15 protein-coding genes are annotated in these 23,045 nt (G+C 56.3%); 4 read left to right on the top strand and 11 right to left on the bottom strand.

The annotated features are described in order from the left end of the window. Position 1 precedes the first annotated feature (1 nt). Complete coding sequence (argC, locus tag R2K28_RS01535) at positions 2–1,033, bottom strand: N-acetyl-gamma-glutamyl-phosphate reductase (protein ID WP_316369813.1); 1,032 nt, start codon at positions 1,031–1,033, stop codon at positions 2–4. A 253-nt stretch (positions 1,034–1,286) separates the two neighbouring features. Here argC and R2K28_RS01530 point away from each other — a divergent pair, with 253 nt between their 5' ends. Next, positions 1,287–1,985, top strand: coding sequence for a DUF4126 domain-containing protein (locus R2K28_RS01530; RefSeq protein ID WP_316367672.1), 699 nt, complete (start codon positions 1,287–1,289; stop codon positions 1,983–1,985). Between the two features lie 48 nt (positions 1,986–2,033). Here the strand turns inward: R2K28_RS01530 and prpF are convergent, their stop codons facing one another. The 6 genes from prpF to R2K28_RS01500 form a co-directional block, all read right to left on the bottom strand. Further along, positions 2,034–3,212 (bottom strand): 2-methylaconitate cis-trans isomerase PrpF, encoded by a 1,179-nt coding sequence (gene prpF / locus R2K28_RS01525; RefSeq protein WP_316369812.1) that lies wholly within the window; start codon positions 3,210–3,212, stop codon positions 2,034–2,036. 236 nt (positions 3,213–3,448) lie between these two features. Further along, entirely contained in the window at positions 3,449–6,055 is a 2,607-nt protein-coding gene (gene acnD, locus R2K28_RS01520) for a Fe/S-dependent 2-methylisocitrate dehydratase AcnD (RefSeq protein ID WP_316367671.1), read from the bottom strand. A 328-nt stretch (positions 6,056–6,383) separates the two neighbouring features. Then, positions 6,384–7,538 carry a bifunctional 2-methylcitrate synthase/citrate synthase gene (gene prpC / locus R2K28_RS01515; RefSeq protein ID WP_316367670.1) on the bottom strand — a complete coding sequence of 385 codons (1,155 nt, stop codon included), beginning with the start codon at positions 7,536–7,538 and terminating at the stop codon, positions 6,384–6,386. A gap of 338 nt (positions 7,539–7,876) precedes the next feature. Continuing rightward, positions 7,877–8,767 (bottom strand): methylisocitrate lyase, encoded by an 891-nt coding sequence (gene prpB / locus R2K28_RS01510; RefSeq protein ID WP_316367669.1) that lies wholly within the window; start codon positions 8,765–8,767, stop codon positions 7,877–7,879. Positions 8,768–8,925: 158 nt separating this feature from the next. Further along, positions 8,926–9,612 carry a GntR family transcriptional regulator gene (locus R2K28_RS01505; RefSeq protein WP_442871416.1) on the bottom strand — a complete coding sequence of 229 codons (687 nt, stop codon included), beginning with the start codon at positions 9,610–9,612 and terminating at the stop codon, positions 8,926–8,928. 179 nt (positions 9,613–9,791) lie between these two features. After that, entirely contained in the window at positions 9,792–11,684 is a 1,893-nt protein-coding gene (locus R2K28_RS01500; protein ID WP_316367667.1) for a propionyl-CoA synthetase, read from the bottom strand. Between the two features lie 304 nt (positions 11,685–11,988). On the opposite strand from R2K28_RS01500, the gene R2K28_RS01495 reads away from it, so the two are divergent. Continuing rightward, a complete protein-coding gene (locus R2K28_RS01495) occupies positions 11,989–12,276 on the top strand; it encodes a hypothetical protein (protein ID WP_316367666.1) in 288 nt (95 codons plus the stop codon). A 164-nt stretch (positions 12,277–12,440) separates the two neighbouring features. Here the strand turns inward: R2K28_RS01495 and R2K28_RS01490 are convergent, their stop codons facing one another. The 4 genes from R2K28_RS01490 to R2K28_RS01475 form a co-directional block, all read right to left on the bottom strand. Further along, positions 12,441–13,448, bottom strand: a complete 1,008-nt coding sequence (locus R2K28_RS01490; RefSeq protein ID WP_316367665.1) for a porin — start codon at positions 13,446–13,448, stop codon at positions 12,441–12,443. Positions 13,449–13,840: 392 nt separating this feature from the next. Further along, on the bottom strand, positions 13,841–14,830 hold the full coding sequence (locus R2K28_RS01485) for an aminoglycoside phosphotransferase family protein (protein ID WP_316367664.1): 990 nt from the start codon (positions 14,828–14,830) through the stop codon (positions 13,841–13,843). 124 nt (positions 14,831–14,954) lie between these two features. Next, positions 14,955–18,098 (bottom strand): efflux RND transporter permease subunit, encoded by a 3,144-nt coding sequence (locus R2K28_RS01480; protein ID WP_316367663.1) that lies wholly within the window; start codon positions 18,096–18,098, stop codon positions 14,955–14,957. Further along, positions 18,095–19,276, bottom strand: a complete 1,182-nt coding sequence (locus tag R2K28_RS01475; protein ID WP_316367662.1) for an efflux RND transporter periplasmic adaptor subunit — start codon at positions 19,274–19,276, stop codon at positions 18,095–18,097. The genes R2K28_RS01480 and R2K28_RS01475 overlap by 4 nt, the downstream gene beginning before the upstream one ends. 164 nt (positions 19,277–19,440) lie before the next feature. Here R2K28_RS01475 and R2K28_RS01470 point away from each other — a divergent pair, with 164 nt between their 5' ends. Continuing rightward, positions 19,441–21,693 carry an LPS-assembly protein LptD gene (locus R2K28_RS01470; RefSeq protein WP_316367661.1) on the top strand — a complete coding sequence of 751 codons (2,253 nt, stop codon included), beginning with the start codon at positions 19,441–19,443 and terminating at the stop codon, positions 21,691–21,693. Positions 21,694–21,740: 47 nt separating this feature from the next. Then, positions 21,741–23,009, top strand: coding sequence for a peptidylprolyl isomerase (locus R2K28_RS01465; protein WP_316367660.1), 1,269 nt, complete (start codon positions 21,741–21,743; stop codon positions 23,007–23,009). The last annotated feature ends 36 nt before the right edge of the window (positions 23,010–23,045 follow it).

Here is a 23,045-nt window from a genome sequence, read left to right as displayed (position 1 = left end):
CTCAAGGTAGCAGAGCTACCTGACTCAAACCACAATCTTCTGCCAGATCAAACATCAAATTCATATTCTGCACCGCCTGCCCTGCAGCGCCCTTGACCAGATTATCGATAACCGAGCTGACCACCACCACATCCCCATCCAAGGGTGTATGCACTGCAATACGGCAATGATTTGCGCCTTTTACACTACGTGTCTCCGGGTGTGACCCAGCCGGCATGATATCCACAAAGCAATCCTGTTGATAACGTTCCTCAAACAAGGATTGCAGATCCACCGACCGATCAGTCAATCGAGCATACAGGGTTGCTTCAATACCCCGGATCATCGGCACCAGATGGGGTACGAAGGTCAATCCAATAGGCGCTTCACTGACCCGGCTCAGGGTCTGATGGATCTCCGGTTGATGGCGGTGGCCAGGGATGGCATAGGCCTTGAAACTCTCACCCGTCTCGCCCATCAGGGTGGCAACACTTGCCGATCTGCCGGCACCGCTCACCCCCGATTTCGTATCCGCAACCAAAAAATCGGTAGCCACAATGCCATTTTCAATCAACGGAAGAAAACCCAGCGCAACGGCTGTGGGATAACAGCCTGGATTCGCCACTAAACGCGCCTCCCGCAGCGCCTTTCGATTCAACTCCGGCAGGCCGTACACCGCCTGGGACAGAAGCTGCGGACAGGCGTGCTGCATCCCATACCACTGTTCCCAAACAGCCTGATCTGCGATCCTGAAATCCGCAGCCAGATCGATGACGCGGACACCTCCAGCCAGCAATTCAGGCACCTGCGTCATGGCAACGCCATTTGGTGTGGCATAGAAGACCAGATCGCACTGCCGCAGTTGCGCCGCATCCGGCTCGATAAAAGAGAGGTCGGTATGGCCACGCAGATTCGGAAACAGGTCGGCAACCGCTCTACCTGACTCTGCGCGTGAGGTTATGGCAACGAGCTCACAAGAAGGATGTGCCACCAGCAACCGCAGCAACTCAACACCGGTGTACCCGGTACCACCAACAATACCTACCTTTATCATTTCAAGCAGACCTATCTTTGCATGCCAAACCACCGTGAACTCAATGGGTTGCAGCTCCCACAGAGATCCAGAGTGTGAATCAATATTAAGACGGCTATCATAAGGCTTGGTTAATAAAAGAAAAAGTCACCAAGCAAGAAAACCTAAACAATTGTGAACTCAGGGGCTTTTAGTGGCTGATAAACCAAACTATAAGTAGAAATTCCGATCAATCGTCTCCACATTAGTGGAAGTACTCAACAGGAATGCGATTATGGAGACTATCGACACCCTTGCACTCACCCTAGGCGCCGGATGGGCTGCCGGCATCAACCTCTATGCCGCAATCCTGGTATTGGGCTATCTGGGCATGACAGGTCATGTGGTCCTGCCCCCGGGACTCGAGGTACTTAGCGACCCTTTGGTAATGGGTATCGCGGGCATCATGTATTTCATCGAGTTTTTCGCTGATAAGACACCGGGTGTCGACAGCGGTTGGGATGCCCTGCATACCTTCGTGCGCATCCCCGCTGGCGCCTTGCTGGCAGCCGGTGCCGCGAGTGGATTCGAGGTCAACCAGGCAGCCGAACTAGCCGCTGCATTGGTGGGCGGCACCATGGCGGCCGGTAGCCACTTTACCAAGGCCGGTACCCGCCTGATGATCAACACCTCCCCGGAGCCGGTCACCAACTGGACCGCCTCTATTGCCGAAGATCTGGCCGTCATCGGTGGTCTCTGGGCAGCACTGCACTATCCGCTGGCATTCATCATCATGTTGCTGCTCTTCGTCGCCCTGGTGATCTGGTTGCTGCCAAAGATCTGGCGGGCACTGAAATCCCTGTTTCGACGTATTGGGGCCCTGTTCGGAAAAGAACCCCCGTTGGCTGAAGCGACAGGGGGCCGGCCTGAAGATCCCGATGTACTGAAATCACTCTTCCATACGGCGAACAGTGATCAAAATATGGAAAAGTAGGGTGGCGGTGATTTGCGTTCCTTTGCGGTTAATCCTTTCAGGTGAAGACTAATACGCATCACCCGGAATGCGTACCCAGCCCTCCATCAGGATGCGCGCGCTGCGGCTCATCACCACCTTCTCCACGATCCAGTTGCCGTTCTGCTCGCAGGCTGCTGCGCCCACCCTGAGAGTGCCGGAGGGGTGGCCGAAGGTGACCGATTCCCGCTCGCCGCCCCCGGCGGCCAGATTGACCAGGGTACCGGGGATGGCCGCCGCGGTGCCAATGGCGACGGCGGCGGTGCCCATCATGGCATGGTGTAGCTTGCCCATGGAGAGGGCGCGCACATTGAGGTCGATGTCGTCCGCTGCGATCGCCTTACCGCTGGATGCAGTGTAATCGGCGGATGGCGCCACGAAGGCCACCTTGGGGGTGTGCTGGCGGGCCGCTGCTTCTTCAACCTTCTCGATCAGCCCCATCCTGATGGCGCCATGGGCGCGGATGGTCTCGAATCGCTCCAGGGCTGCCGGGTCTTCGTTGATCGCCTCCTGCAGTTCTGTGCCGGTGTAGCCGATGTCGGCGGCGTTGAGAAAGATGGTGGGAATGCCGGCGTTGATCATGGTGGCTTTGAAGGTGCCGATGCCTGGAACCTCCAGTTCATCCACCAGATTGCCGGTGGGGAACATGGCCTCGCTGGGATCCACCGGGCTGATGAATTCGATCTTCACCTCGGCGGCGGGAAAGGTGACGCCGTCGAGTTCGAAGTCGCCGGTCTCCTGTACCTGCCCATCGGCGATGGGCACATGGGCGACAATGGACTTCTCGATGTTCTTCTGCCAGATGCGCACCACGGCAGTGCCGTTGTCGGGGATACGCGACCCATCCACCAGACCGCTGGCAATGGCGAAGGAACCGACCGCGGCGGTGAGGTTGCCGCAGTTGCCGCTCCAGTCGACGAAGGCCTTGTCGATGGCTACCTGGCCGAAGAGGTAGTCCACGTCGTGATCGGGCCTGTCGCTCTTGGCCAGGATCACTGTCTTGCTGGTGCTTGAAGTGGCGCCGCCCATGCCGTCGGTGTGTTTGGCGTAGGGATCGGGGCTGCCGATGACCCGCAGCAGGAGTTTGTCGCGGGCTTCTCCAGGGGCCTGTGCCGCTTCCGGCAGGTCGTTCAGATTGAAGAAGACCCCTTTGCTGGTGCCGCCGCGCATGTAGGTGGCGGGGATCTTGATTTGGGGTTTGTGGGTCATGGTTGGTTTACTCATGATGTCTCATTTGCCTGTTTCATGCCCCCTCTCCCCCGGCCCCTCTCCCGCAAGGGGAGAGGGGAGGCGGACGTCCTGTCGGCCTCCCGTGAGGTGAGCCTGATTGTGTGACATCTTTACCATCCGGTGGACCGGTGCGGCAATATATTCCCCCCTCTCCCCTCGCGGGAGAGGGGCTGGGGGAGAGGGGGAACAAACAGCCGGAGAAGGGGTGAAGCGCATCAAGCCCCCTTGGACTCCAAAAAGTCCTGCGCAAACCGCTGCAACACACCCCCGGCGCCATAGACCGACACCTCCTCAGCGGTATCCAGCCGACAGGTGACCGGGATCTCCACCCGCTCGCCGTTGCGCCGGTGCATGACCACGGTCAGGTCGGCCCGTGGAGTAGGCTCACCCACCACGTCGAAGGTCTCGGTGCCGTCGATGTTGTAGCTGTTGCGATTCTCGCCCCACTTGAACTCCAGCGGCAGCACGCCCATACCCACCAGGTTGGTGCGGTGGATGCGCTCGAAGCCTTCGGCCAGGATCGCCTCCACCCCGGCCAGGCGCACACCCTTGGCGGCCCAGTCCCGCGACGAGCCCTGACCGTAGTCGGCGCCGGCGACGATGATCAGCGGCTGTTTACGCTGCATGTAGCTCTCGATCGCCTCCCACATGCGCATGGGTTCGCCCTCCGGCTCCAGTCTCGCCAGGGAGCCCTGGATCACCTCGCCCTGGTCGTCCCGGCACATTTCGTTGAGCAGCTTGGGGTTGGCGAAGGTGGCGCGCTGGGCGGTAAGATGATCGCCGCGATGGGTGGCGTAGGAGTTGAAGTCCTCTTCCGGCAGACCCATCTTGGCCAGGTACTCTCCCGCCGCACTGCTGGCTAGAATGGCATTCGAGGGTGACAGATGGTCGGTGGTGATGTTGTCACCCAGTACCGCCAGCGGACGCATGCCCTTCAGACTGCGCTGACCCGCCAGGGCGCCCTCCCAGTAGGGAGGCCGGCGGATGTAGGTGCTCTGGGGACGCCAGTCATAGAGCGGGCTCTCCGCCTGTTCCCTGTCGCCCAGGTCGAACATGGGCTGGTAGACCTGGATGAACTGCTCCGGCTTGACCGACTGGGAGACAATGGCGTCGATCTCCTCGTCACTGGGCCAGATATCCTTGAGGGTGATCGGATTACCCGCCTTGTCATGTCCCAGGACATCTTTCTCGATATCGAAACGCACGGTGCCGGCGATAGCGTAGGCCACCACCAGGGGCGGCGAAGCAAGGAAGGCCTGTTTGGCATAGGGGTGGATGCGGCCGTCGAAGTTACGGTTGCCGGAGAGCACCGCGGTGGCGTAGAGGTCGCGATCGATGACCTCCTGCTGTATCTTCGGATCGAGGGCGCCGCTCATACCGTTGCAGGTGGTGCAGGCGTAGGCGACGATGCCGAAGCCGAGTTTCTCCAGCTCCGGCAGCAGGCCGGATTCTTCGAGATAGAGCCGGGCCACTTTCGAGCCAGGGGCGAAGGAGGACTTCACCCAGGGCTTGCGCAGCAGGCCCAGCTCATTGGCCTTGCGCGCCACCAGACCGGCAGCCACCACGTTGCGCGGGTTGGAGGTGTTGGTACAGCTGGTGATGGCGGCGATGATCACCGCGCCGTCTGGCATTTTCCCTGCCTGCTCTTCGGCCTGGGCCTTGTCCAGGTCCACCGCTATGCCCCGTTCCTGCAGATCGCTGGTGGGCAGGCGGCGATGGGGGTTGGAGGGGCCGGCCATGGTGCGGTCCACCTCCGACAGATCGAACTCCAGCACCCGTTCATACTCGGCGCGCTCCAGCGCATCGACCCAGAGACCGCTGGTGCGGGCATAGTTCTCCACCAGCGCCACCTGTTCCGGTGTGCGGCCGGTGAGCTTCAGGTAGTCGATGGTGTGTGCGTCGATATAGAAGAGCCCGGCGGAGGCGCCGAACTCGGGGGTCATGTTGGCGATGGTGGCGCGGTCGCCGAGGGTGAGGCTCTCTGCCCCCTCGCCGAAGAACTCCAGATAGGCCGAGACCACCCGTTCCCGACGCAGGAACTCGGTCAATGCCAGCACGATATCGGTGGCGGTGATGCCGGGCTGGCGCTGGCCGGTGAGCTTGACGCCGACGATCTCCGGCAGACGCATCATGGTGGGACGACCGAGCATCACGGTCTCGGCCTCCAGACCGCCGACGCCGATGGCGATCACCCCCAGGGCGTCGATGTGGGGGGTGTGGCTGTCAGTGCCGACGCAGGTGTCGGGGAAGGCCAGGCCGTCCCGGTTCTGGATCACCGGCGACATCTTCTCCAGGTTGATCTGGTGCATGATGCCGTTGCCGGCGGGGATCACATCCACGTTGTCGAAGGCGGTCTTGGTCCACTCGATGAAGTGGAAACGGTCCTCGTTGCGGCGATCCTCGATGGCCCGGTTCTTCTCAAAGGCATCGGTTTCGAAACCGGCGTGTTCCACCGCCAGAGAGTGGTCGACGATGAGCTGAGTCGGCACCACCGGATTGACCTTGGCCGGGTCGCCCCCCTTGTCGGCGATGGCGTCGCGCAGACCGGCCAGGTCGACCAGGGCGGTCTGGCCCAGGATGTCGTGGCAGACCACCCGCGCCGGATACCAGGGGAAGTCCAGGTCCCGTTTGCGCTCGATGAGCTGCTTCAGGGCATCGGTCAGCAGGCCTGGATCGCAGCGGCGTACGAGTTGCTCCGCCAGGACCCGCGAGGTGTAGGGAAGCTTCTCGTAGGCGCCTGGCTGGATCGCCTCGACTGCCTCGCGGGTATCGAAGTAGTCCAGGTCGGTGTTGGGCAGTCGTTTTCTGAATTGGGTGTTCATCTGGGGTCTCGTTTGGTGTGCGGGCGAGATGGGAAGTTTTGAGTTGTGAGTTTTTGGTTTTGAGTGGGGGTGTTCGCTGTGCTCACGAGTTTTTGGGCCCCCTCTCCCTGGCCCTCTCCCGCGAGGGGAGAGGGGACGCTCTTGCCGAGTTGGTCGAAAGCTTCTGGTCTGGTCGAAGTAACAAACTTTCCGTTTACCACTTCCCCCTGATCCCTGCATTCCCTCTCCCCTCGCGGGAGAGGGCCAGGGAGAGGGGGAACTAAAAACAACCAGCGCAAAGCGCTTCCCTCAACTCAAAACTCAACACTAAAAACTCAAAACTAAATCTTCAGCTTCTTTCCTCGATCGGAACCCAGGCCCGATTCTCCGGACCTGTATAGTTCGCCGATGGCCGTATGATTTTTCCATCCTCGCGCTGTTCGATCACATGGGCGCCCCAGCCAGAGACACGGGAGATGACGAACAGGGGGGTGAACATATCGGTGGGCACACCCATCTGGTTGTAGGAGACGGCGGAGAACCAGTCCAGGTTGGGGAACATCTTCTTGATCTCCCACATCACCGCTTCGAGACGGTCGGCGACGCTGAACATGGTCATGTTGCCGGCCTCTTCGGAGAGCTCTTTGGCGACCCGCTTGATCACCTCGTTGCGGGGATCGCCCACGGTGTAGACCGGATGGCCAAAACCGATGACAATCTCCTTGCGCCCCACCCGCTCACGGATGTCGGCCTCCGCCTCGTCGGCGGTGTGGTAGCGGCTCTGGATACGGAAGGCCTCCTCGTTGGCGCCGCCGTGCTTGGGTCCGCGCAGGGCGCCGATGGCGGCGGTGATAGCGGAGTACATGTCGGAGTTGGTACCCGCCACCACGCGGGCGGTGAAGGTGGAGGCATTGAACTCATGCTCGGCGTATAGCACCAGGGATGTGTGCATGGCACGCACCCAGGACTCCTTGGGTTTCTCACCGTGCAGCAGGTGCAGGAAGTGGCCGCCGATGGAGTCGTCGTCGGTCTCCACCTCGATACGCTTGCCGTTGAAGGCGTAGTGGTACCAGTAGAGCAGGGCGGAACCGAAACTGGCCATCAGGCGGTCGGTGATGTCCCGTGCCTCGGAGGCGGGGTGGGTCTCCTTCTCCGGCACACAGCTACCCATTACCGAGCAGGCAGTGCGCATCACATCCATCGGATGAGCGGAGGCGGGTATCGCTTCCAGGGCCTGTTTAACCGCTTGAGGCAGGCCACGCATGGACTTCAGCTTGGCCTTATAGGCGACCAGCTCCGAAGGGGTCGGCAGGGCACCGTGGATCAGCAGATAGGCGATCTCCTCGAACTCCGCCTTTTCAGCAAAATCGAGGATGTCGTAACCGCGGTAGTGCAGGTCATTACCGGTACGACCCACGGTGCAGATGGCAGTGTTACCGGCGGCGGTGCCGGAGAGGGCGACCGACTTCTTCGCCTTGGGCAGTATTTGGTTGGGTTCGCTCATGGGGAGATCCTCCTGTTGGGCGATGGTTAACTTGATAGTTAAGGTGTACGAATAATTTAGTTTTGAGTTTTTAGTTGATGTGTGCGCTTTGCGCACGGTGTTTTGGTCCCCCTCTCCCTGGCCCTCTCCCGCGAGGGGAGAGGGGACGTGCTTACCTCGTTCGTCGATAGCTGCTGGTCATGTCGAAGTAACGAACTTTCCGTATATCACTGCCCCTGATTCATGCATTCCCTCTACCCTCGCGGGAGAGGGCCAGGGAGAGGGGGATATAAGCGTGAGCGCAGTGAACACATCCACTCAAAACTAAAAACTCATAACTCAAAACTGTTGTTAAACAACTAAGCGTTTTCCTCCGAAGCAAATAGCGAATCCAGCTTCTGTTCGAAATCGTGATAACCAAGGTAGTCGTAAAGATCCATCCGGCTCTGCATGGTGTCGAGAACACCCTGCTGGGTACCTTCACTGCGCAGGGTCTTGTAAACGTTCAGAGCAGCGGCGTTGGCAGCGCGGAACGCGCTCAAGGGGTAAAGGGCGATGCTCACTCCGGCGCCGGCCAACTCATCGACGGTAAACAGCGGTGTGGAGCCGAACTCGGTGATATTGGCGAGTACCGGCACCTTCACCGCGGCAGCAAACTCACGGTATTGATCGAGCTCCGTTATCGCTTCCGGGAAGATCATATCGGCACCTGCCTCGACACAAGCGCAGGCCCGGTCGATGGCCGACTGCATACCTTCCACCGCCAGGGCATCGGTACGGGCCATGACCACGAAGTCGTCGTCCAGCTTGGCGTCCACTGCCGCCTTGATGCGATCCACCATCTCCGCCTGGGAGACGATGGCCTTGTTGGGGCGGTGGCCGCAACGCTTCTGCTGCACCTGGTCCTCCAGGTGAACCGCGGCGGCGCCGGACTTGTTCATGTTGCGGATGGTGCGGGCGATGTTGAAGGCGCCACCCCAACCGGTGTCGATGTCCACCAGCACCGGCAGTTCGGTGACATCGGTGATGCGGTGCAGATCGGTCAGCACATCCTCCATGGTGGTGATACCCAGATCGGGGATGCCGCAGGAACCGGCGGCCACACCGCCCCCCGAGATATAGAGGGAGCGGTAGCCGGAGGCCTCGGCGAGGCGGGCGTGGTAGGCGTTGATGGCGCCCACGCACTGCAACGGCTTCTCCTGCTCGATGGCGGCGCGAAAGCGAGCACCGGGATTTTGATGATTGGTCATTTCGTATCCTCAACTAAAAATAGTTTTGAGTTTTAAGTTAAAAAAACAGTGAGCGAAGCGAACTCCACAACTCAAAACTAAAAACTAAAAACTAAAAACTAAAAACTAAAAACTAAAAACTAAAAACTAAAAACTAAAAACTAAAAACTTGTAAACGGTTAGTTTTCCAGCAACATTTTTTCCACATTCCTGCGGGATGAACGAATATGCTGGCGCATTAACAACTCAGCCATTTCAGGGTCGCGTGAGGAAATGGCATTCAATAAATAGTGGTGTTCGTCATAAGCCTGACGGGAACGCTTGCTACGCATTCCGAATTGGTAACGGTACATGCGCAGCAGATGATAGAGATCGTTGCAAAGCAGGCCGATCAGGTGACGGTTTTTACTGCCTTGAACAATTCGATAGTGGAAGTCCAGGTCACCCTGCTTTTGAAAGTAGGCCTCACCATGCTGCTCTTCAATCTGCTGACCATGCTCAGTCAACAGCAGCTGCAGCTCCTCGACCTCCTTGTCGCTCATATTTTGTGCCGCCAACCTTGCAGCCATACCCTCCAGGGCTTCGCGAACCTGATAGATCTCTATCAACTGTTCGTATGACAGGGTCACCACCCGGGCACCCAGGTTGGGTTTGCGCTCAACCAGCTTTCTCGCTTCGAGGCGTCCGATAGCCTCTCTCAACGAGCCCCGACTGACGCCGTGCTGGCGAGCCAGTTCCGGTTCACTGATCTTGCTGCCAGAGGGTATCTCCCCTTCCACGATGGCACTCTGAAGCCTGTCGAAGAGTCGATCTGTCAGAGTAATCGTGACCGGGTCATTCTTTTCCACTGTTGACTGATTCCTCATATTTAACCAATATTGTCGACAATATATAACCAAAATAGCTATAAACAAGTAAAATATAGCTTATATAGTTAAATGTGTCGACACTTTTATTTGATTCAGTTCGGTAAGACACCCCACTTGCATGCCTGCATGCATGCATGCAGAGGCGGGGCAATGAATCTAAACCAACCTATCTGGCACTACCTGGCATAACCCAGGGACTGCAGGGAGGATGAGATTTCATCGAGAATTGCAGGGTCATCGATGGTTGCAGGCATCTTCCATTCATCGCCGTCGGCGATCTTCACCATTGTTCCCCGCAATATTTTCCCCGAGCGGGTTTTGGGCAGGCGCTTCACAATGGCCAGGTGTTTGAATGCCGCAACCGGACCTATCAGTTCACGCACCCGCTTGACCAATTCCACGGAGAGCTCTTCTGCGGAACGCTCAACACCCGACTTCAAAACAACAAGTCCGAGTGGTAACTGCCCTTTCAAGGCATCACTGACACCGATGACAGCGCACTCAGCCACATCGGCATGGCCCGCCAACACCTCCTCCATCTGGCCGGTGGAGAGACGATGTCCCGCCACATTGATGACGTCATCGGTGCGGCTCATGATCCATAGGTAGCCATCCTCATCTTTGTAGCCCGCATCACCTGTCAGATAGTATCCGGGATAGGCACTCAGATAGGACTCCACGAATCGTTGCTCATTGTTCCAAAGGGTGGGTAGACAGGATGGGGGCAGAGGTTGTTTGATCACTATATCGCCCATTTCACCAGCGGCTTTTTCACTACCCTGATCATCGAGTACCTGCACATCATAGCCAACCATGGATACCGTCGGCGAACCGGCCTTCACCGGTAACGGCTCAACACCCATGGGATTGGCAGCGATCGCCCATCCGGTCTCGGTCTGCCACCAATGATCGATAACCGGCTTTTGGAGCATGGTCTCCGCCCAATGAAGGGTGTCTGGATCACAACGTTCACCCGCAAGAAACAGGGTATCCATGCAACTGATGTCATACTTCGACATGTATGCGCCCTGCGGGTCCTCTTTCTTGATTGCACGGAATGCGGTTGGCGCGGTGAACAAAACCTTGACCCCATACTCACTGATCACGCGCCAGAAGGCACCTGGATCGGGGGTACCGACGGGCTTTCCTTCATACAACACCGTGGTACACCCCGCCAACAGTGGACCATAGACGATGTAGCTGTGGCCAACCACCCAACCCACATCGGATGCGGCCCAATAGACATCGCCCGCCTCCACGTTATAGATACTCTTCATCGACCAAAGCAGCGCGGCGGCATGACCCCCATTATCACGCACCACACCCTTGGGCTGTCCGGTGGTACCCGATGTATAGAGTATATAGAGAGGGTCGGTTGCCTCTACAGGCACGCAATCCACAGGTTCCGCCTCGGCCAATGCCTGATCCCAATCATAGTCCCGTCCATCCTGCAGCTCAGCGGTCAATTGAGGCCGCTGCTTGATAATGCAGTTGGCAGGTTTGTGCCGGGCGATTTCAATCGCCTCATCCAGCAGGGGCTTGTAGGCAACCAGGCGACTGGGTTCAATACCACAGGAAGCGGAAAGCACCATTTTGGGCTGGCTGTCGTCGATTCGGGTAGCCAACTCATTAGCTGCAAAGCCACCGAATACGACTGAGTGGATGGCACCGATGCGGGCGCAGGCCAACATGGCGATGGCCGCCTCCGGTATCATCGGCATATAGATGATGACCCGATCACCTTTGCCCACACCGTGAGACGCAATCACACCAGCCAGGCGGGCGACCGTGTCGCGTAGTTCACTATAACTAAAGGTGCGCTTCTGCTCAGTTACCGGGCTGTCGTAGATGAGTGCCAGACGATCGCCGTGACCAGCCTCTATATGCCGATCCAGGGCGTTGTAACAGGTATTGAACATGCCACCCTTAAACCAACGTGGCGAAGGTTTGACCGATTCGTCGAGAACCTTGTCCCAAGGTTTGTACCAGTGAAGTTCCTTGGCAACTGTACCCCAAAACGCTTCTGGGTCATTCAAAGAGTGCTGATAGATCTCGGCATAACTTGTCATGTGGGGGGGCTCCTCTGATGTTGTCTGACCTGAGCAAGTGTCGACACTATTTGTTAATAATTGCTATTAGAACCTAATTTATAGACAATATTTTTCAAAATGTCGACACTTTTGTAAAAATTTCTTTTTTTACCACCACTCACCAAAACCCAACGCATGCAATACAGCAGGATATTCACCCGAATAGAGGGACATATCCAATTGATTATCCAGATAAAAAAAGAGAGCATCATGACATCTTCATCCCAACAGGGAAGAAATCACGCTCAGCAATTTGCTTAAACTGGAACCTTCGGGAGCAGTCTTGGAAACCCACAAACTGGTTGCTATAGCCATCTTCATTTGTGTGGCTCTCTATACATCCATCAGAGATGGCATTGATGACGCCCTGGCAGCCAACATCATCCTATTCATATTCCTGCTGCCGATTCTTTTCTATCGGATCATTGCCTTCTTTTCCGGCTTTGGTTTTCCAGAGTACTTCGCCAAAGACTTCAAATCCGACAACCACCCCGGACCCTATGCCTTTTTCTTCTGGATCATCTATCTGATTGCATGCCTATTCATCGTTTTGGATTGGCATCTATATTGAGAGTTGTTAGCTGAAAGATAGGCCCTGTTGAGATATCAACAGTTGCCTGGAGACAGACTAATGGAGCAGCGGGAGAAGAAGTGGAAAAATAGCAGTAGAAGGAGGGGTAAACAAAAACGGGGCCCGAAGGCCCCGTTTCTAGCTTTAAATAGTCTTACGAGCTATTAGAAGCTGTGGATCAGACCAGCGAAGAACGCATCTGATTCCACATCGGTCTCGTCTTCTTCATAAGAGGTGAAGCCGACGTGAGCCTTGGTGCGCTTGCTCAAGCCATGCTCGTAACCGATGCTGAACTGAGTAACATCGTTCTCAGGATCGGAAACAGGCATACCAACGTTTACATTAGGAGTGAAACCAGCTACCAACCCGGCAACACCACCATTGGTGGAATCACCCATCAGGTACTGAGCCTTGATTTTGCCAGAGCCGACTTTGACGTGGCCGCTCAGACCGAGGAAATCAGGATCGTCCACACCGTCGAGGTCCAGATCCATGGAGGCCCACATGATGCCAGCCTGCCACATGCCACCATTCCAGATACCGGTAAGACGCAGCAGTGAAGGATCGGCATCTACTGGAGAACCGAGGTCATAGCTGTTGTAGGCCAGGGATGCGAAGATCGGGCCGTTGCTGTAGAGACCAGCCAGGGAGATGTGGTCGGCGGGGCCGTCCAGCTCTAGGTCAGGTCTCTCACCGGAAACCAGTGCGCCGACGAAGGTCAGACCGCCCATGGCAGGTGATACATAAGCGATAACGTTTTCAACGCGGTCATCGCCAGGAATTACGTTGGCAAGGTCACCGTTCGGCAGATCACCGAACTCATCGAATTTGCCCTGAGACATCTTCATTGGGGTGTCGTGAGTACCCAACAGAGCGGTACCGAAGCCACCGGCCAGGCCGATGAACTGGTTACGATCGCCAAGACCATCGGCGCCGTCATCGTTGTGTACTTTGAATTCGAAGTGATAAACAGCTTTCAGTCCACCACCCAGGTCTTCGCTGCCTTTCACACCAACGCGAGAATGGATGCTGTCAACACCCCAGACATCTGTGTCGCCATCATCTACGTTTTCGACGATGAAGTGCGCTTTACCAAACAGGGTGGCATCAGCCATGACTGCGGCAGGAGCCACCAGTGCAGCTGCAATTGCCAGAGAGAGTACTTTTTTCATTGAGTTAACTCCGAGAATTGATGGGTAGAAAATTGACTACGATGCGAATATTAGCCAACAGTGTGGCAAATTGCAAGCGTTTCTTTGCAAAAAAGACACAGAATTTAATGGTGTTGTAAAATTGCCACACCAACAAATATCCCAGGTTCAAAAAAAATAACATCAAAGAGTTATGATTACTATCTAAATACTTTCTAGGTTGTTATTGAGGAATACCTTAGGATGCTACTCAGGTATTGTTGCGATATTTTTCTGGACAAAAAGCACAGCAACAATAACTGCTGCAACATACTGTCAAATCACAGAAAATCAGTAGATTAGATCGAGCTTGTAACAGCTGACATAAGAAACTGGCATGAATTATCTGAATTGATAGACCAACCCGTGGGTTTTCACCCCTGATCAAGACAGGGTGAAACCCGCGTTCGGATAAACTCCCCAAGCGCCTGCAAAGGTGCAAGGCCAGTGTTCAACCGAGTGATGTAATCAAGTGTCCTTGGAATATCCTTCAAATAGCCGGATTTGCCGTCACGATGGTGCAATCGGGCGAAGATCCCGCTCGCTTTGAGATGTCGCTGCACCCCCATCAGATCGAACCAAGTCAGAAACCCTGCTTCATGTTCGCTGCGCAAAATACCGGACTGAACCGCCAGTTCATAATATCCCATGGCCCAGTCACGCACCCGTTGCTCAGGCCAGCTGATATAACAGTCACGCAGCAACGACACCAGATCGTAGGTCACCGGTCCCAATACGGCATCCTGAAAATCGAGAATACCCGGATTGTGGCTTGCGGTTACCATCAGATTACGGGAATGGTAGTCACGATGTACGCAGACCTGTGGCTGTTCCAGGGCACGATCCGCCAGTAGTTCGAATACCCGATCCAACATCGAATGTTCTTCATCACTTAGGGAGAGACCCAACTCCTGCAACAACAACCAATCGCGAAACAGCGCCATCTCCTGCATCAACAGGGTGCGATCATAGACCGGTAGCCGTTGCATCGGTCCACATGCCTGGAGTGTGGCCAGGGCACCCAAGGCATCACCATAGAGCCTGTCCACTGTCTCTGTCGTCAGGTGATCAAGATAGAGCTCAGTGCCAAGATCCTCGAGCAGCATGAATCCCTGGGTAAGATCCCGCGCATAGATATGCGGAACGTTCAAACCGATTGACTCGAATGCTTCTGCCACCTGAACGAAGGGTTTTGAATCCTCTCTCTCCGGAGGGGCATCCATGGCGATGTAGCTTTTTCCGTTTTCGCTTATGCGAAAATAGCGCCGAAAACTCGCATCGTTGGATGCAGGTGCGAATGAATAATCAGAGAGTTCCGGCAGTGACGTCAGCCAGGTTTTCAATTGTTCAATGCGTTGTGGCATCGCTATATGCTTCTCCGGTACGGCAAGCCGCACCCTACTTATAATGCTAACCGCTCATAATTGCGTAGGGTGCGGCTTGCCGCACCGTATCAAGGTGATTGTACCAGATGCCGTTTAAACGAAATTAACTATCTGTCGCCAAGACAGCATTCTCATCCCCGGCGCCGAAACGGGAAGTGACACGCAACCTCATATCATCCGCAATCAGATAGAAACAGGGCAGTGCGAGTAGTATCAATACCGTCGCAAACAGTAAACCAAAGCCGAGACTGACCGCCATCGGTGATAGAAATGCCGTCTGCCCGGTGGCGAAAAAGATGATTGGAGAGATACCAAGAAAGGTTGTCGCACTGGTCAACAGGATAGGTCTGATACGTACCCGTCCCGCCTCCACCAAGGCATCTTTACGCTCCCATCCTTCTCGTATCAAACGCTTGGCAAAATCGATCAGGATCAGTGAATCGTTGACCACGATTCCTGTCAGTGCAAGAAAACCGATAAGGGATAGGAACTGCAGATGAAAATCAAACAACACATGACCCACGATGACACCGATGGCGCCAAATGGGATTGCGAACATCACCACCAGGGGGTCAAGCAGTGATCTGAATAGCGCGGCCAATATGAAAAAGATAACCGCCAATGCGATCACCCCCGCACGCTGCATGCCGAGCATAGACTCTTGCGCCTTTTTCTTCTCACCGAGGAAGATAAGACGTTGCCCATCAGGAAGCTGACTGAATTCACCCGTTATCCGTTCCAGCACCTGGTTGGGCGTGGTGATCTTAGGATCGACTTCCGCGGTGATGGTGGCCAGTCGATGCAGATTGCGCCGATTGATACTGTTGTAGCCTCTCGCCTCCACGATTTCCGCTACATCGCCCAGGTAGAGTGTGCGTCCATCATCCAGGGTGATAGGCAGGCGTTCAAGGGCGCCGGCATCGTGGCGCAGTTCATCATGGTAGATCAGGCGTACGGGGATGCGTTTGTCGCGCCAGCTGACATGGGTCAGTTTCAGCCCAAGAAAACCGGTGCGCACCGCATTCGCCAATTCTGTCTGGGTGAGTCCCAGACGCCGTCCCCGCTCATTCAACTGATAGCGATACTCCAACTTGCCCGGATCCATATCCTGCCTGGCATCCGAGACCCCCGGTATACGACCGAGAAAGGTGCGAATCGTCTCCGCGGTTTTGCTGATACGATCCACCGATTCACCCACAACCCCGATCTCAATATCAGCACCTGCCGGTCCTCCCTGGGTACGCAGTATGGACATACGCTGAATACCAGGTATCTGTTGCAGCGCCTCGCGCACTTCTTCGATCACTTGTTTTGAGCTACGTTCGCGGCTCCCCTCCCAAGAGAACTTCAAACTGACAACAGGCGATATCCAACGTTCGATGAAGCCACTCGGTTTCTGCTGTTTCAGATCGACGATCAGCTGTATATATCGGCTGCCGATTTTCACCCGATGAAAGTCGATAAACATAACCCCCACATTGCTCAACAGTGTCTCCAGCTCATCCTCGCCCAGGGTCTGCATCAATGTCCCTTCAAGCTTATCCGCCAGGCGGGAGGTATCCTCGATACTGTAGGTGCTGGGTGCCTCCACATTGACAAAGAACTGTCCCACATCCACGTGACTAAAGAGCAGAAACGGGATCCGTGTGACAGCAAATGCGATGGCGATGCTCAACACCCCGATGCTCAGCATGCTGACTGGATAACGATAGTCGAGACATTTACGCAACAAACGAGTGTATCGGTGATTCAAGGCACTCCAATCGATACGCCCGCGCTGGCGCTTCCTGGCGGTGCGCAGGAACTCCTTGGCATGGGAGGGCAGCACGCCAAAGGCCTCCAGCAGGGAACCGGCCAGGGATGCGCTGACCACCACCGGTATCACGGCGATGAATGCCCCCATGGTACCGCCGATGGCGAACATCGGCATAAAGGCGGCTATGGTGGTGGTGGTCGAGGCCACCACCGGCCAATAGACCTCCTTTGTACCCAGGGCCGCGGCCCCTGCAGGGGACTCACCCATCTCCAGGTGGCGGTAGATATTCTCATTCACGATGATGGCATCATCGACAATCAGGCCAAGGGCGATCAAGAAGGCAAACAGGGAGACCATATTGATGCTGTAACCCAGCATATAGAGGGTGATCACAGCCACCAGGAATGAGACAGGAATGCCTAGGGCGGTAATGAATGCAATGCGGAAATTGAGCATCAGGTAGAGTGCCAACAGCACCAATGCCAGGCCGACAATCCCCGATGACTTAACGGTCTCGAGCCGGTTTTTGACATACACGGATAGATCGTTGAACAGGCCGAGACTAACTCCCGCCGGCAGGGACTTTGTATGGGTTTCAATGAACTCGCGGACCAACTTCGCCACCTCGATGGTGGAGGCCTGACTGGTCTTGTTGATGGTCATGTTGACGGATGGCTTGCCATTGAATCGGCCCAGGGTCTGCGCCTCCTCCAGACGCAACTGCACCTCTGCCAGATCCCCCAAACGCAACTGTCCGCCCTGCTCATCATGACGCAGTACGATGGCCGCCATCCGATCGGGATCTGGGGGAACTCCCATACCCCGCAGGCGAATATCCCCAGCGGTGGATTTCAAGGTACCGCCAGGCAGATCGCGCAGGTTGTTGCGCAATGCATGGCCAATCTCATTGAGTGAGACACTCAAGGCCGCCATCACCTGGGGATCGACAACAACCCAGACCTCCCACTCCCGATCGCCGGCCGTGCCCACGGAAGCGACACCTGGCAGTTGAATCAGCTCATCCTTGATGCCTTCGGCGATGCGATACAACTCACCCCGGGTGATCGTGCCGAACAGGCTGACCGATATGACCGGGAAGCGGGTCTCCAGGCGTGCCAGTTCAGGCTCTTCCGCCTCCTCCGGCAGGTCATCCACCTGATCAAGGGCGGTGCGGACCTTGCGCATGAAATTGTCCACATCGGAGCCGCTCTTCAGTTCGATGAGAATACTCGAGCTGCCCTCGCTGCTGGTGGAGCTGATAACGTCGATATCGGCCAGACCATCCAGCTCCTGTTCTATGGGCAGGGTAACCTGACGCTCCATCTCTTCCGGCGCGGCACCCTCGAACAGGGTGGTGATCCTGACCTTGTCCTGCTCCACCACGGGAAACATCTCCTGGGGCATGGCATACCAGGAGATCACCCCGGCCAGTAGAATAATGACCAACATCAGGTTGACCATCAGGGGATTGCGGATGGAAAAATCGATCAAGGCACTTTCCCGCCAGGCTCGACCTGAACCTCGATATCATGGCTGAGCACTTCCACATCACGGGCAACCAGCCGATCACCCGGCTCCACCCCCTGTAACAACAGCCGCCAATCCCCCTGGCGAATCCCGGGGACGACCTGTCGACGCACCAGGCGATTCGCTCGTACCAGGAAGACATAGTGTTTCCCCTCCTCCCGCATCACGGCGGAGGCCGGCACCACAAGCGCATCCCTTCTGGGACGCAGGGGCAGATCCACCCGGCCCAACTGTCCGGGCAACAAACCCTGCCCTGGCACCCGGATGCGCAACGGATGGGTATGGGTCTGAGAATCGGGATCGATCTGCAGGGCCACCAGTACACCCGCCACCTCACGATCATCCACATTCACCGTTAATTGTTGCCCCAGGGTCAATGCGGCGGCCACATCCCCACTCACCGCCACCTCGAGTTCCAGGGCAGCAGCATCGATCAACTCCAGCACCGGGCTGTTGCCTTGCAGATAGTCACCCACCTCGACCATGACACGGTTTACCCGGCCGCTGAAGGGGGCCAGCAAATGGGTACGCTCCAGATTTCGTCGGGCCCGATTGTTAGCGGCCTCCTGGCGGGCAAGGCGGGCACGGCTGCTCTGTTGACTGAACACAAGCCGGGCCTCTTCGCTCTGCAGATTGATCAACTGCTGACGGGCACTCTCCCGGGTGGAGACCGATGCCAACGAACCCTTGCCCAGCTTCTCCAGGCGCTGATACTCCCGTTCGGCCAGTCGCCTGTTCTCCCGCGCCAGCTTTAGCAGTGCCGCATCCCGCTCCTGTGTGGCACGGGTCTCGGTCAGCTGGGATTCCGATTCGCTCAAGGCATCCCTATAGTCCTCGTTAGCCAATCCCAGGAGCAGGTCCCCCTCGGATACCGACTCACCAGGTTCTACCTCCCGCGCAGTCAGTTCACCAGCCACTTCAAACCGCAGGGATGCAACCTGGCGCGGTCGCAGAACACCGGTAAAGGTCACCTTTGGCAACAGGTCCCGCTGCAGCACTTCGGCCACCTCGACCCGGGTGATACCCGGCTGCTTCATCTCCACATTGGCCTCAGGACGGGTCACAAACAGGAGCACGACGACGATGACGGCGGTCATCAGAATGGCCAGGGTGAGCAAAAATCGTCGTCTTACTGAGGTCACGAGAGATACCAATGGACAGGGGTAATTTGAAGTAATGCAGATTCTATGCGATTTTGTGCAGGGTCGCGTGATGAATTATCAATACCTTCCATTAGTGAGTTCATAAACCACTATTGGTTCCCTGACACGCATCGCCAGAATGGAAACACCAATCAGCCAACTCAATGCCAGCTCGTCCACTCACTTTTAGTCTTTGCCTCTGCCTGCTGGTAATCACCCCTACTACAATAGCGGAACAGCAGCCCCGCATCGACCAGGGTCTCAACTGGGACTATTGCGCGCAACCCCATAGGGAGAGCGATCTCACAGTGCCGGCATCCCCACTGCCGAACCAGCATCTTCAGCTGGCAGCCGACAGCATGGAGTTCGATCAGGAAACCGGCCTAAGCCTGCTCACCGGCGGGGTACAGCTGTGGCGGCTGGAGGGCTATGCAGAGGCGGACAGGATTGAATTCGATCACCAGCGTCGAGTGGCTGATCTTTTCGGTAACCTATTCATTCAGCAGACCGGGCTGCGGGCCACCGCCACCCAGGGTCACCTGGAGTTGGATGAGGACAGGGGCTGGTTGAGGGATACCCGGTTTCGTCTCACCCAGGGCAACGCCCGGGGCAGTGCTGGATTGATCAACCTGACCGGCAAGGATCAGTCACGCTATGAGCAGGTTGTCTACTCCACATGTCCCCCCGACAGAAGCGATTGGAGCCTGGTCGCCTCCGAACTGGAGATCGACATGGCCGAGGGGTGGGGAAGCGCCCGCCATGCCCGGCTGCAACTGGCCGGCCTGCCGGTATTCTATATGCCCTATTTCACCTTTCCGGTGGACGAGCGGAGAAAAACCGGTCTTTTAATCCCCTCGATCGGATCATCCAACCGCCTGGGCAGCGAACTCACCCTCCCCTACTATTTCAATCTCGCACCCAACTATGACGCCACCCTGACGCCGCGCCTGATGAGCAAACGGGGGGTAATGCTGGGGGGTGAATTACGTTATCTCGGTGAACGGCATCGCGCTGAGATCAGCGGCGAAATACTCCCGTCCGACAAGCAGATCAGCCCGGATCACGCTGAGCGACGCAGCGCCTTGAGATTCATTCATGTCAGCCACCCCTACCCCGGTCTCACTACCCGCATAGACACCAATGCGGTGAGCGATAACGACTACCTGGAGGATTTCGGCACCGGCCTGGTCATCACCAGTACACGTCACTTGGAGCGGGTCGGAGAGGTGCGTTACAACCTGGGCAACTGGAGCCTGCTGGGTCGAGTACAGCGATTCCAGACTGTGGATGACTCCCTGAGTGAATCACAACACCCTTACCGCCGCCTGCCGCAACTGACATCCCGCTATCGGGGATTCATCAACCCACTGGGACTCAATATCGGCTTCAGCGGGGAATATACCCACTTCAAGCACGATACCCTGAGTGATGGCGAGCGACTCAGCCTGCGCCCCTCCCTGAGTCTGCCGCTGCGTCGCAGCTGGGGCCACCTGATCCCCAGGTTGAGCCTCAACTATGCCAGCTACAGGCTGGACGAAGAGGATGACCCTGAAAACGAAACACCCGATTATTTCGTGCCTGCATACAGCCTTGATGGCGGCCTGGTATTCGAACGCGATACCCACTGGTTCGGTATTCCCGCGCAACAGACGCTGGAACCGCGACTGTTCGTACTGTATGCCCCTTTCGATGATCAGTCAGACATCCCCGACTTCGATAGCGCCGACCTGGATCTCAGCTTCACCAACCTGTTCAAAGAGAACCGTTTCAGCGGCCGGGACCGCTTCGGTGACGCCAGGCAGATCTCATTCGGTCTCACCAGCCGCTGGTTTCAAAGCGAGAATGGCATGGAACGACTACGCGCCAGCATCGGTCAGATCTACTACGGGGAAGATAGAGAGGTACAATTGACCGGCGCAACCGAAGACGATCCTTCATCCGCCATTGTGGCGGAGCTCTCGTCGAGACTGGGAAGCCATTGGCGCACAACGCTGACCCTACGTCACAACCCCCATCTGGATGACGAACAGATCGATAGAGGTCGTTTCACCCTGCGCTACAGTACGCCAGAGCAAAAACAGATCAATATCGATTACAATTTCAAACGTGATTCCATCGAAGACCTGGATTTCTCCTTCTATTGGCCCTTTGGACATGAGTTCAGCCTGTTTGGGAAATGGAAACACTCATACCTTTATGAGCGGAATATGAATAGAATACTCGGTTTGGAGTATGGCGGGCACTGCTGCTGGAAACTTCGCACCCTGCTGCAACGCTATGTGGCCAATGAAGACAAGGATGAAGAAGAGGAGACGCGATTCATGCTGCAGCTCGAGCTGCGGGGGCTGGGCGCCCTGGGTCATACGGTGGACAGAACAATGCAGGAAACGATTTATGGTTATCATAATGAACGGTAATGGCTATGCATCTTAAACAGCAACTCGTGATCACGCTTGCAGGAGTTATGATGCTGCTGCTCACGCTACCCGTACAGGCAGCGGTCAAGGAGCTGGACCACATTGTGGCGCTGGTCAATGACGACATCATTGCCAAAAGCGAGCTCGACAGTCGAACCCAGGAGTTGCTCGCCCAACTCGCGCAAAAACAGACCAACCTACCCCCTATGCGCATCATTCACCAGCAAGTGTTGGAGCGCATGATCACCAAGCGTCTGCAGTTGCAAGCCGCGCGACGACTCGGACTCAGCGTCGACGATGCCACAGTGACCAAGGCAATCGCCAATATCGCCGAGACCAACCATATATCACTCTTGCAGCTACGTGAAACCCTGGAGGCTGACGGCATCAACTTCCCCCTGTTTCGTGAACAACTTCGGGAGGATATCCTGATCAACCGCCTGAAACAGAAAGAGGTGATCAACAGGATTGTCATCACCGAACAGGATATTGATAATTTCCTCGCCCGGGAGGTGGGCACCAGCCGGCAACGCGCCGCTGTCCATCTCTACCATATCCTGATCGCCACCCCGGAAGGGGCGTCACCGGAAGATGTGCAGCAGGCAAAGCAGAAGGCTCAGTCGGTTTATGCCGAGCTTGCCGATGGCGCCGATTTCAGTGAACTGGCGATACGTCTGTCCGACGGCAGACAGGCCTTGGATGGGGGTGACCTGGGATGGATAGAGATATCACGCATCCCCAGCCTGTTTACCGGTGTGATCGATGAGATGGAGGTCGACGCTATCAGTGAACCGATACGCAATGCCTCCGGTTTTCACATCGTGAAGCTGGCAGAAGTGAAAGGGGGCAATAAACTGATCATCAACCAGACCCATGCCCGGCATATCCTGGTGAATACCAATGAAATCGTCTCTGACAATGAGGCCAAGCAGCGGCTTGAGACCCTGCGGGAACGTATCATAGGGGGTGATTCATTTGAGTCATTGGCACGCTCTCACTCCGATGACAAGGCATCGGCTATCAAAGGCGGTGATCTCGGATGGACCAGCCCCGGGGATCTTGTTAATCAATTCGAGGAGCAGATGGATGCCCTGGATATCGGTGAAATCAGCCAACCCTTCAAATCCCCCTTCGGTTGGCACATTGTGCAGCCTCTCGAGAGGCGTCAGCATGACAATACTGAAGAGGCGTTGAAAAACAAGGCCCGCCAGGCGATCCAAAAACAGAAATCGGAAGAGGCCATCGATCTGTGGTTGCGGCGTTTGCGCGACGAAGCCTATGTCGAGGTCTACCTGGAAGAGCTGGAAACACCTTGATTTCACGTCTAGCACTCACCCCTGGCGAGCCTGCCG

The sequence above is a fragment of the Candidatus Thiodiazotropha sp. CDECU1 genome, assembly GCF_963455295.1.
GTDB lineage: Bacteria > Pseudomonadota > Gammaproteobacteria > Chromatiales > Chromatiaceae > Thiodiazotropha.
The sequence above is the reverse complement of the archived record's forward strand: the minus strand, read 5'-3'. Positions and strand labels throughout refer to the sequence as shown.

Excerpts from the sequence above, each read along its gene's own strand:
- argC (WP_316369813.1), bottom strand. The coding sequence starts at position 1,033 with ATGATAAAGGTAGGTATTGTTGGTGGTACCGGGTACACCGGTGTTGAG.
- R2K28_RS01530 (WP_316367672.1), top strand. The coding sequence starts at position 1,287 with ATGGAGACTATCGACACCCTTGCACTCACCCTAGGCGCCGGATGGGCT.
- prpF (WP_316369812.1), bottom strand. The coding sequence starts at position 3,212 with ATGACCCACAAACCCCAAATCAAGATCCCCGCCACCTACATGCGCGGC.
- acnD (WP_316367671.1), bottom strand. The coding sequence starts at position 6,055 with ATGAACACCCAATTCAGAAAACGACTGCCCAACACCGACCTGGACTAC.
- prpC (WP_316367670.1), bottom strand. The coding sequence starts at position 7,538 with ATGAGCGAACCCAACCAAATACTGCCCAAGGCGAAGAAGTCGGTCGCC.
- prpB (WP_316367669.1), bottom strand. The coding sequence starts at position 8,767 with ATGACCAATCATCAAAATCCCGGTGCTCGCTTTCGCGCCGCCATCGAG.
- R2K28_RS01505 (WP_442871416.1), bottom strand. The coding sequence starts at position 9,612 with ATGAGGAATCAGTCAACAGTGGAAAAGAATGACCCGGTCACGATTACT.
- R2K28_RS01500 (WP_316367667.1), bottom strand. The coding sequence starts at position 11,684 with ATGACAAGTTATGCCGAGATCTATCAGCACTCTTTGAATGACCCAGAA.
- R2K28_RS01490 (WP_316367665.1), bottom strand. The coding sequence starts at position 13,448 with ATGAAAAAAGTACTCTCTCTGGCAATTGCAGCTGCACTGGTGGCTCCT.
- R2K28_RS01485 (WP_316367664.1), bottom strand. The coding sequence starts at position 14,830 with ATGCCACAACGCATTGAACAATTGAAAACCTGGCTGACGTCACTGCCG.
- R2K28_RS01470 (WP_316367661.1), top strand. The coding sequence starts at position 19,441 with ATGCCAGCTCGTCCACTCACTTTTAGTCTTTGCCTCTGCCTGCTGGTA.
- R2K28_RS01465 (WP_316367660.1), top strand. The coding sequence starts at position 21,741 with ATGATGCTGCTGCTCACGCTACCCGTACAGGCAGCGGTCAAGGAGCTG.